General features: G+C 70.5%; 8 protein-coding genes. 4 read left to right on the forward strand and 4 right to left on the reverse strand.

The features are described from left to right. Positions 1–143: 143 nt before the first annotated feature. Complete coding sequence (locus CS062_RS16880; RefSeq protein ID WP_099862758.1) at positions 144–1,949, forward strand: S8 family peptidase; 1,806 nt, start codon at positions 144–146, stop codon at positions 1,947–1,949. A 159-nt stretch (positions 1,950–2,108) separates the two neighbouring features. Here the strand turns inward: CS062_RS16880 and CS062_RS16885 are convergent, their stop codons facing one another. The 3 genes from CS062_RS16885 to CS062_RS16895 form a co-directional block, all read right to left on the reverse strand. Then, positions 2,109–2,801 carry a hypothetical protein gene (locus tag CS062_RS16885; protein WP_099862759.1) on the reverse strand — a complete coding sequence of 231 codons (693 nt, stop codon included), beginning with the start codon at positions 2,799–2,801 and terminating at the stop codon, positions 2,109–2,111. A 6-nt stretch (positions 2,802–2,807) separates the two neighbouring features. Next, positions 2,808–3,674, reverse strand: coding sequence for a biotin--[acetyl-CoA-carboxylase] ligase (locus CS062_RS16890; protein WP_099862760.1), 867 nt, complete (start codon positions 3,672–3,674; stop codon positions 2,808–2,810). A gap of 179 nt (positions 3,675–3,853) precedes the next feature. Then, positions 3,854–4,402, reverse strand: a complete 549-nt coding sequence (locus tag CS062_RS16895) for an SET domain-containing protein (protein ID WP_099862761.1) — start codon at positions 4,400–4,402, stop codon at positions 3,854–3,856. A gap of 256 nt (positions 4,403–4,658) precedes the next feature. Between CS062_RS16895 and CS062_RS16905 the strand changes: the two genes are divergently transcribed. Next, positions 4,659–7,289, forward strand: a complete 2,631-nt coding sequence (locus CS062_RS16905; RefSeq protein WP_099862763.1) for a DNA topoisomerase III — start codon at positions 4,659–4,661, stop codon at positions 7,287–7,289. A 3-nt stretch (positions 7,290–7,292) separates the two neighbouring features. On the opposite strand, the gene CS062_RS16910 is transcribed toward CS062_RS16905, so the two are convergent. Continuing rightward, entirely contained in the window at positions 7,293–8,201 is a 909-nt protein-coding gene (locus CS062_RS16910; protein ID WP_099862764.1) for a LysR substrate-binding domain-containing protein, read from the reverse strand. 122 nt (positions 8,202–8,323) lie between these two features. Here CS062_RS16910 and CS062_RS16915 point away from each other — a divergent pair, with 122 nt between their 5' ends. Both CS062_RS16915 and CS062_RS16920 read left to right on the forward strand, forming a co-directional pair. Beyond that, a complete protein-coding gene (locus CS062_RS16915) occupies positions 8,324–9,019 on the forward strand; it encodes a glutathione S-transferase family protein (RefSeq protein WP_099862765.1) in 696 nt (231 codons plus the stop codon). A gap of 18 nt (positions 9,020–9,037) precedes the next feature. Then, positions 9,038–9,956 (forward strand): pyridoxamine 5'-phosphate oxidase family protein (locus CS062_RS16920; protein ID WP_099862766.1); only part of this gene is annotated, 919 nt, incomplete at its 3' end.

Genomic DNA, 9,956 nt, shown 5'->3' on the forward strand with positions numbered 1-9,956 from the left:
TCACAACAACGCCCGGCCGCGGATTCGATCCGGTGTGAGAAATCCCCCATCGGTAATGCTCTGCTGCGAATGTGTCAGGGCATTAGTGATTTCTTGATGGTGCCCACCCTAAACTGGTTAGCCCAGTTTTGTGGAGCCATCGCATGTCCGTGCTGTCTTTGCCGAAGCGCCTGGCCGCCGCCGTGGTCGTGTTCGGTCTGTTCGGAGCCGGCGGGGCCGGCGCGATCGCCGGGACCGCCATCCGCCCCGACCAGCAACCCGACTTCGCCCGGGTGATCGTGCGCTTCAAGGTCCAGGCGGACGCGGTGAAGGCCCGCCCGCTGGCGACGCGGGCAACGGCCACCGAGGCCCGGGACATCGCCCAGGTCCGCGGCTCGACGCTGGGCCTGCGCCATGCCGCGTCGCTGCATGCCCGCATCAGCCTGGACAGTCGCACCCATGTCTACACCGCCACCGGCATGAGCTCGGCCGAGCTGGCACGCCGGCTGGCCCAGGACAGCGAGGTCGAGTCGGTCGAGGTCGACCGCTGGTGGCGGCATTTCTCGGTCCCCAACGATCCGCTGTACGCCACCGCCGCCTCGGCGGGCGTCACCGCCGGCCAGTGGTACCTGAAGGCGCCCGACGCGACGGTGGTCTCGTCGATCAACGCGCCGGCGGCCTGGGACCGGGCGACCGGCACCGGCGTCGTCGTCGCGGTGCTGGACACCGGCGTGCGCTTCGACCATCCGGACCTGAGCGGCCAGTTCGTCAGCGGCTACGACCTGGTCGGCTACAACCAGGGCGGCACGGCGACGTCCAGCCAGATCGCCGCCGCCAACGACGGCAACGGCGCCGACAGCGACGCGAGCGACCCTGGCGACTGGGTCAGCCAGGCGGACATCGATTCGGGCGCATTGGGCAACACCTGCACGTCCGACGACATCGGCAGCAGTTCCTGGCACGGCACGCGCGTGTCCGGCCTGGTCGCGGCGATCGCCAACAACGGCCAGGGCATGGCCGGCCTGGCCTACAACGCGAAGATCCTGCCGGTGCGGGTGCTGGGCAAGTGCGGCGGCTGGGCTTCCGACATCGCCGCGGGGATGCGGTGGGCGGCCGGCGTGGACGTGCCGGGCCTGCCGACGAATCCCAACAAGGCCAAGGTGATCAACCTGAGCCTGGGCGGTGACGGCACCTGCGTCTCGACCTACCAGGATGCGATCAACGCCGCCTACAACGCGGGCGCGACGGTCGTGGTGGCGGCGGGCAACGGGGTCGAGAACGACGACCCGACCAAGGAAGGCGGCATCGCCGTCGGCACGCCGGCCAACTGCAACAACGTCATCGCGGTCGCCGGCCTGCGGCACGCGGGCACCAAGGTCGGCTTCTCCAACCTCGGCCCGCAGGTGACGGTCAGCGCGCCGGGTGGCAACTGCGTCAACACCAGCGGCAGCTGCCTGTACCCGATCCTGTCGACCAGCAATGCCGGCACGACGACGCCGGTGGTGGGCAGCAGCGCGTTCAACTACAACGGCACCGGCACCAGCTTCTCGACACCGCTGGTCAGCGCCACCATCGCGCTGATGCTGTCGAGCAATCCGGCCCTGACGCCGGCGCAGATCAAGGCGGCGCTGCAGAGCTCGGCCCGTGCCTTCCCGACGGTGGCCGGCGTCGCGCAATGCGTGGCCGGCAACAGCGCGCAGCCGCAGCTCGAGTGCAACTGCACGACCAGCACCTGCGGCGCCGGCATGCTGGACGCCAATGCCGCGGTCGCGGCGGTCGCGCCGACGACCAACACCCCCACGACGCCGACCACGCCGACCGAACCGTCGTCGGGCGGTGGTGGTGGCGGCGGCGCGATGAGCGGCTTCTGGCTGGCCGCGCTGGTCCTGGCGATCGTGGCACTGCGCTGGCCGAAGGCGAGCCCTCAGGCCCCTGCCGCGAAGCGCGCCGGCACGAAGCCTCGAACGTAGCCAACGCAGGGCGAGGAGATTTGCTCCTTCTCCCGCTTGCGGGAGAGAGGGTGAGAGCCGAAGGCCGTCGCAGGAAGCCCAGGCCGGCGGGAATCTGCTGACCCTCACCCTGCCCTCCCGCAAGTGGGAGAGCGAGTTCGGAAGAGGGGGCTCGCTTGGTCAGCGGCTCGCGCCAGATCCCGCGCCGTTGGCGGCGCTGGCCTCGGAGGCTGCGGACGGCGCATCCGCCGCGCAGTCCTTGCGCTTCTCGCCCCAGGGTGGGTTCGAGAGCGCATTCAGCTTGCCGATCTGCACGCCGTCCAGGCGCGCCAGACGCAGCGTCGTCTGCTGCAGCGGTTCCTGCAGCCGCAGGACGCGCAGGCCCTTGTAGTTGCGCCGGGTCATCGCGTCGAGCGCCGCCTGCGCCGCCGCCTCGCTGTCGTGCTTGCTCAGCACCAGCGTCGGCTGCTCATCGGGGAAGCCCTGCAGCGGCTCGAAGGCGATCCGGGCATTGCGGTAGGTCTCTTCCTTGCGCTCGCGGAAGTCCTTGCTGGGCATCTTGATCGTGGCCAGCGCCCACACGCCGCCGGTGTCGACCGCGCGCGACTCGATCGCGGAGCCGGGCACGCCGGCCGACGCCAGCGCCGCATTCGCGCGCTTGAGCAGCTCATCGCCGATCAGCGGTCCCAGCTCGACGCAGGTGCGCGTCGCCAGCTGCGTCACCGCCTGCTGGTTGAGCAACGTCAGGCGCTGGGGATTGATCTGCTGCTCCAGCCGTGGCGCGGTGGCAGCCGCGCCGCCGACCCAGCCCTTGTTCCATGCGAAGACCAGCACATTGGCGACGAACAGCAGGATGACCGCGGCGCGCAGCATCGCGGCTTACCCCTGGGCGCCGGCGGACGCGCCGCCGAGCCGCACGCTCACCTCGCCGCCGCTGACCGTCTGGCGGCCCTGGGCGGTGTCGATCAGCAGTTCGCCGCGTTCATTGACGCCGGCCCCGGTGCCTTCCAGCACGCCGGCGGTGATCGCCTTGCCCTGCAGCAGGTCGCGCCGGGCGAAGCGCTCGCGCCAGGCGCCGAAGCCCTCGCGCGGGAAGGCGGCCAGCGCCTTCACCAGCACCGGCGCCAGCCGTGCCAGGGCCTGCGGCGGGGTGATGTCCGGCAGCAGCTCCTGCAGGCAGGCGAAGCCGGTGTTGAGCTGCGACTCGGCCACCTTCGCCCGGTCCGACACATTCAGCCCCACGCCGATCACCGCCATGCGCGACGACCCGGCGGGCACGGTCTCGATCAGGATGCCGCCGAGCTTGCGCTCGTCCAGCCACAGGTCATTGGGCCATTTCAGGCCGAGCCGGCGGCCGTCCGGATCGAGCGCCTCGGCGATGGCCGCACCGACCACCAGGGACAGGCCGGACCAGTCGGTGATCTCCAGCGGCAGCGACAGCGAGAAGGTCAGCGACGCGCCGGCCGTGCTGTGCCAGCTGCGGCCCTGGCGGCCACGGCCGTGGGTCTGGTGCTCGGCGATCAGCAGGCAGGGATGCAGGTCGTGCTGGCGGCGTCCGTAGGGACGATCGCCCGCCCGGCCACCGCCGCCGCCGCCGGATGCGGCGCCTTCATCGCGCCGCACGCGCTCGACCAGGGTGGCGTTGGTCGATTCGACCCGCGCCAGCACCTCGATGCTGAGCCCCGGCAGCAGCGGCTCCAGGTCTTGCCAGAGGGCTTCTGCGCCCCAGTTCTGATGTTCTTGCATCACCGCGAATGTGATCCTGCGATTCCCGTCTTGGTCTTCCCGGGCCGGCCGGTCCGGTGGTCGTGAATGGCCGGAGTCTAGAGGGAGATGCCCCCCGTCCGGGGGAGCGGCACCACGAATCGGTGGCTGTAGGACCTGACAGGGTCCCCCGCCGGCCTGGCGCCCTCCCGGCCGGACGCTCAGCGCCGCTTGGGCGCGAGCATCGTGCCGCGGCAGCCCGGCGTGCCGCAGCGGCACTCGAAACGCTTCTTCAGCTTGGGCGTATAGCGTTCCTCGATCACCAGGCCGTAGTCGTAGAACAGCTCCTCGCCCGGCGAAATGTCGGTCAGCGCGTGGATGAACACCCGGCCGTCCTTCTCCCGGGCCTCGCAGTTGGGGCTGCAGGCGTGGTTGATCCAGCGCGCGCGGTTGCCGTCGACGGCGGCATCGATGACCCCACCGGTCTCGAGGTGGAAGTAGAAGGTATGGTCCGGCTGCGACGGATCGTGGGGATGGCGGCGCAGGGCCTCGTCCCAGTCGATGCGCTCGCCCTTGTACTCGATGAGCTTCTCGCCGGCCTTCAGCGGCTCGACCGCGTAGACGCCGCGGCCATGCACGCCGGAGGCCCGGACCTCGATCCGGGCGCTGCGCTTGCCCGGCTTGTCCGCTTTCCCGGCCTTGTCCGCCTTCGCGGCCTTCTTGGCCTTCCTGGCTTTCTTGGCCTTGCCGGCCGCGTCCGACTTCTTCATCTGCTTCGACCCGGCGCCCTTGCCGGGTCTTGCCTCCGGCCCGTCGGGCTGGACGGCCGCGCCGGTCTCCGGAGCGGTGGGCGGGAGCTGCGAATCGGGACGCTGTTGCGGCATGGAGCGAGTCCGGTACATTGAATTCATGGGTGCGCGCGCGTGCACACACGTACGTAGGTGCGTGGGCGCGCGCGAGGCCGGATTGTAGGCAGGCGTTCACGAGGATTTCGGACGCCTGAACGAAGACGAAAGAAACAAGCGCATGAGCAAGGCATTGGTGATCGCGGAGAAGCCGTCGGTGGCGCAGGACATCGTCAAGGCGCTGACCCCGCTGTCGGGCAAGTTCGAGAAGCACGACGAGTATTTCGAGAACGACGCGTACGTCGTGAGCTCGGCCGTCGGCCACCTGGTGGAGATCAAGGCGCCGGAGGAATTCGACGTCAAGCGCGGCAAGTGGAGCTTCGCCCACCTGCCGGTGATCCCGCCCCACTTCGACCTGAACCCGATCGACAAGAGCAAGGGCCGGCTCAATGCGCTGGTCAAGCTGATCAAGCGCAAGGATGTGACCTCGCTGATCAACGCCTGTGACGCGGGGCGCGAAGGGGAACTGATCTTCCGCCTGATCGTCCAGTACGCCGGCAGCGCCAAGACGCCGATCAACAAGCCGGTGAGCCGGCTGTGGCTGCAGTCGATGACGCCGCAGGCGATCCGCGACGGCTTCGAGGGCCTGCGCAGCGACGCGCAGATGCTGCCGCTGGCCGACGCCGCGCGCTGCCGGTCGGAGGCCGACTGGCTGGTGGGCATCAACGGCACGCGGGCGATGACCGCATTCAACTCGCGCGATGGCGGCTTCTTCCTGACCACCGTCGGCCGGGTGCAGACGCCGACACTGTCGATCGTCGTCGAGCGCGAGGAGAAGATCCGCAAGCACGTCTACCGCGATTACTGGGAGATCCGCGGCACCTTCGACGCCGAGGCCGGCCAGTACGACGGCAAGTGGTTCGATCCCGGGTTCAAGAAGAACTCGGAGGATCCGGAGCAGCGCGCCGACCGCGTCTGGACCCAGGCCGAGGCCGAGGCCATCGCCGCCGCGGCCAAGGGCCAGCCCGCCACCGTCACCGAGGAATCCAAGCCCAGCACCCAGGCCAGCCCGGGGCTGTACGACCTGACCACGCTGCAGCGCGAGGCCAACTCGCGCTTCGGCTTCTCGGCCAAGACGACGCTGGGCCTGGCGCAGGCGCTGTACGAGAAGCACAAGGTGCTGACCTATCCGCGGACGGACTCGCGCTACCTGCCCGAGGACTACCTCAACGTGGCCAAGGACACCGCGCGGATGATCGCCAGCGAGGACCTGCCCGGCCCGCTGCAGGCGCTCGCGCCGCATGCGCGCACTGCCCTGGACAACGGCTACATCAAGCCGACGAAGAAGGTCTTCGACAACAGCAAGGTGTCGGACCACTTCGCGATCATCCCGACGCTGCAGCCCCCGCGCAGCCTGACCGAGGCCGAGGCCAAGCTCTACGACATGGTGGTCAAGCGCTTCCTGGCGGTGTTCTTCCCGCCGGCGGAGTTCCAGGTCACGACCCGCATCTCGACGGTCAAGACCGCGGACAAGTCCTATGCCTTCCAGACCAACGGCAAGGTGCTGGTCAAGCCGGGCTGGCAGGCCGTCTACGGCAAGGAAGCCACCGACGAGAACGCCGAGCCGGGCACCAGCGGCGCGATGCTGGTGCCGGTCAAGGTCGGCGAGCTAGTCCGCACCGAGGGCACCGACGTCAAGGCGCTGCAGACCAAGCCGCCGGCGCGCTACACCGAAGCGACGCTGCTGTCGGCGATGGAAGGCGCGGGCAAGCTGGTCGACGACGACGAACTGCGCGAGGCCATGGCCGAGAAGGGCCTGGGCACGCCGGCCACGCGCGCCGCCATCATCGAAGGCCTGCTGGCCGAGAAGTACATGCTGCGCGAGGGCCGCGAGCTGATCCCGACCGCGAAGGCCTTCCAGCTGATGACGCTGCTGCGTGGCCTGGGCGTGGAGGAGCTGACCAAGCCTGAACTCACCGGCAACTGGGAGTTCCAGCTGTCCGAGATGGAGAAGGGCCGCCTCAAGCGCGAGGCCTTCATGGCCGAGATCGCCGCGATGACCGAGAAGGTCGTGCGCAAGGCCAAGGAATACGACCGCGACACCATCCCCGGCGACTACGCGACGCTCAAGACGCCGTGCCCGAAGTGCGGCGGCGTGGTCAAGGAGAACTACCGCCGCTTCACCTGCACCGGCAGGGGCGGCGACGGCGAGGGCTGCGGTTTCTCGATCCCCAAGATCCCGGGCGGCCGCAGCTTCGAGCTGCATGAGGTCGAGGCGTTCCTGCGCGACAAGAAGGTCGGCCCGCTGGAGGGCTTCCGTTCCAAGGCCGGCTGGCCGTTCACCGCCGAGCTGGCGCTGGTGTTCGATGCCGAGATCGACAACTGGAAGCTGGAGTTCGACTTCGGCGAGGACGCGAAGAAGGCCGAGGAGAACGGCGAGCCGGTCGACTTCAGCGGCCAGACTTCGCTGGGCCATTGCCCCAAGTGCAACGGTCGCGTCTTCGACTTCGGCAGCAACTACGTCTGCGAGCACGCGGTCGGCGACAAGGTCACCTGCGACTTCAAGAGCGGCAAGATCATCCTGCAGCAGCCGATCGAGCCGGAGCAGGTCACCAAGCTGCTGGCCACCGGCAAGACCGACCTGCTGGAGAACTTCGTCTCCAACAAGACGCGCCGCAAGTTCAAGGCCTTCCTGACCTACGACCGCAAGGAAGGCAAGGTGGTCTTCGAGTTCGAGCCGCGCGCCGCCAAGACCGGCGCCAAGCCGGCCGCCAAGAAGGTCGCGGCCAAGAAGGCGACCGCCAAGGGCTGACCCTCAGCGCAGGAAGGCCTCCCCCGCCAGCACCGGCTGGTCGCGCAGCCGCGCGGCCATGTGGTCGATCAGCAGCCGCAGCGGCACCGGCACGCGCCGGCCGGCGGCATGCACCAGGTGCACCGGCGCGGCGGGGATTTCATGGTCGGCCAGCACGATGCGCAGGCGCCCCGCCTGCAGCGCCTGGGCCGCCTGGTAGATCTGGCAGCGGGCCAGCCCCACGCCGGCCTCGGCCGCGGCGATGCCGGCCGCGCTGTCGTTGACCATCAGCGTCGGCGTCAGGGCCTGCGACCCATCGCGAAAGCGCCAGGGCGTCATCCCCTGGCCGTCGAAGTAGCCGGCGACGATGCGATGCCCTGCCAGCTCGCGCGGCGACCGCGGCTCGCCGGCCCGTGCGAGGTAGTCCGGCGAGGCCACGATCACCCGCCGCATGGCGCCCACCGGCACAGCCGTCAGCCCTGAATCGGGCAGGTGGGCGATCCGCACGGCCAGGTCCAGGGCCTCGTCCAGCAAGGACACGACGCGGTCGACCAGCAGCAGCTTCATCCGAAGCCGCGGGTACTGCTGCAGGAACTCGGCCGCCAGTGGCGCGACATGCATGCGCCCGAACATCGACGGCGCGGTCAGCGACAGCAGCCCGGCCGGCTCCGCCTGCGCGCCGGCGACGGCCGCTTCCGACGCGTCGAGGTCACCCAGGATGCGGCGGCAGTCGAGCAGGAAGCGCTCGCCGGCCTCGGTCAGCCGCACCGAGCGCGTGCTGCGCTGGAACAGCTGCGCGCCCAGGCGCTGCTCCAGCGTCGCGATCGCGCGGGTGGCGGCCGGCGCCGAGCAGCCCAGCCGTCGCGCGGCACCCGCGAAGCTTTGCGTGTCCGCCACCGCGACGAAGCAGCGCAGACGCTCGAGATGATCCATCGCGGCCCCCTCATTGTTTCGGTGGCTGCAATTCTGAATGATGCACGGCGCCCATTCCGGCCAGCCGCTGCAATGGCTACGGTAGAGGCCTTGCTGACGACATCCGATTGGAGCCGCCCCCGATGAACGCCCCCGTCCTCCCCGCCGCCACCGGTCCATCCACCGCCGCAGCCCCCGCGACCGTCCCTTCGGCGGCCCCTGTGGCCTTCCCGGCCGCGCCGCTGCGCCTGCACCGCCTGGCCGCGTCGGGCCATTGCCACCGCGTCGAGCTGTTGTTGTCGCTGCTGGGTCTGCCCTATGAGGTCGTCGACCTCGACCTGCGCCGCGGCGACCAGCATCAGCCAGCCTTCCTCGCGCTGAACGCGCTGGCGCAGGTGCCGGTGCTGGAGGACGGCGATCTCGTGCTGCCGGAGAGCAACGCGATCCTGGTCTACCTCACAACCCGCTACGCCCCCGAGGCCGGCTGGCTCCCCCGGGACGCGGTCGAGGCCGCCTGGCAGCAGCGCTGGTTCAGCCTGTCGGTCAGCCTGCTCGGCCCGGGCGCGGCCTCGCCGCGCTACCGCGCGCTGACCGGCCAGCCGGTGGATCCGGCCTCGCTGGCGCTGGGACATCGGCTGTTCGCGCTGATCGAGGACCGGCTCGCCCGCAGCGCCTTCCTCGTGAGCGACCGGCCGATGCTGGCCGACCTCGCCTTCTACGGCTACACCTCGCAGGCGCCGATCGGCGGCGTCTCGCTGGCGGACTATCCGCGGCTGCGCGGCTGGCTGGCGCGGATCGAGGCGCTGCCCGGCTTCGTCCCGCTCACCGATCAACTCTGAGCCCCGCCGAGCTTCACCATGGACTTGACCCTCGACCGTTCCGGGGACACGACCTGGCACCCCGGCGAGCAGGCGCTGCAGGCGCGCAGCGGCATGCGCGAGCGCATGGCCGAGATCGGCCCGCAGGTCATCCGCGACCACATGCCGGACCAGCACCGCGAGCTGTTCGGCAAGCTGCCGACGATGCTGCTGGGCGCGCTCGACGCCGCGGGGCAGGCCTGGGCGACGATGCTGGCCGGCCCGCCCGGTTTCGTCGCCACGCCGGACCCGCGGACGATGACGATCTCGACGACGCTGGACGGGCAGGATCCGGCGCTGGCCGCGCTGCGCGCGCAGGGACCGGGCGCGCCGGTCGGCTTGCTGGGCCTGGAGCCGCACACCCGCCGGCGCAACCGGATGAACGGGCGGCTCGCGGCGATGTCGGAGGGCGGGCTCGAGGTGACCGTCGTGCAGAGCTTCGGCAACTGCCCGAAGTACATCCAGGCGCGCGAACCGCTGCGCTGGGACGGCGCGCCGCCGGCCCTGGCACAGCCGCTGGACGCGGCCCTCGATGCCCGCGCGCTGGCCTCGATCGAGGCGGCCGACACGGTGTTCATCGCGAGCGCCTCGGCGCCGGTGCCTGGCGACGGTCGCGCCGAGGGCGTGGACGTGTCGCACCGCGGCGGTCCGCCGGGTTTCGTGGCGGTGCAGCGGCGGCTGGACGGCGGTGTCGAGCTGCTGATCCCCGACTTCCCCGGCAACCGCTTCTTCATGACGCTGGGCAACCTGCTGCGGCATCCGCGCGCCGGACTGCTGGTGCCGGACTACGCGAGCGGCGAGCTGGTGCTGCTGGCCTTCGACGGAGACCGCCTCGTGGGATCCGCCGGCCTGCATCCGGTCGGTCCGCAGGCACGCCGCCGCCACGCGATGATGCTGGGCATCGGCGTGCATCCGGACG

This window comes from Roseateles chitinivorans (assembly GCF_002761755.1).
Taxonomy (GTDB): domain Bacteria; phylum Pseudomonadota; class Gammaproteobacteria; order Burkholderiales; family Burkholderiaceae_C; genus Roseateles; species Roseateles chitinivorans.

Coding starts and splice junctions, on each gene's coding strand:
- CS062_RS16880 (WP_099862758.1), top strand. CDS start 144: ATGTCCGTGCTGTCTTTGCCGAAGCGCCTGGCCGCCGCCGTGGTCGTG.
- CS062_RS16885 (WP_099862759.1), bottom strand. CDS start 2,801: ATGCTGCGCGCCGCGGTCATCCTGCTGTTCGTCGCCAATGTGCTGGTC.
- CS062_RS16890 (WP_099862760.1), bottom strand. CDS start 3,674: ATGCAAGAACATCAGAACTGGGGCGCAGAAGCCCTCTGGCAAGACCTG.
- CS062_RS16895 (WP_099862761.1), bottom strand. CDS start 4,402: ATGAAGAAGTCGGACGCGGCCGGCAAGGCCAAGAAAGCCAGGAAGGCC.
- CS062_RS16905 (WP_099862763.1), top strand. CDS start 4,659: ATGAGCAAGGCATTGGTGATCGCGGAGAAGCCGTCGGTGGCGCAGGAC.
- CS062_RS16910 (WP_099862764.1), bottom strand. CDS start 8,201: ATGGATCATCTCGAGCGTCTGCGCTGCTTCGTCGCGGTGGCGGACACG.
- CS062_RS16915 (WP_099862765.1), top strand. CDS start 8,324: ATGAACGCCCCCGTCCTCCCCGCCGCCACCGGTCCATCCACCGCCGCA.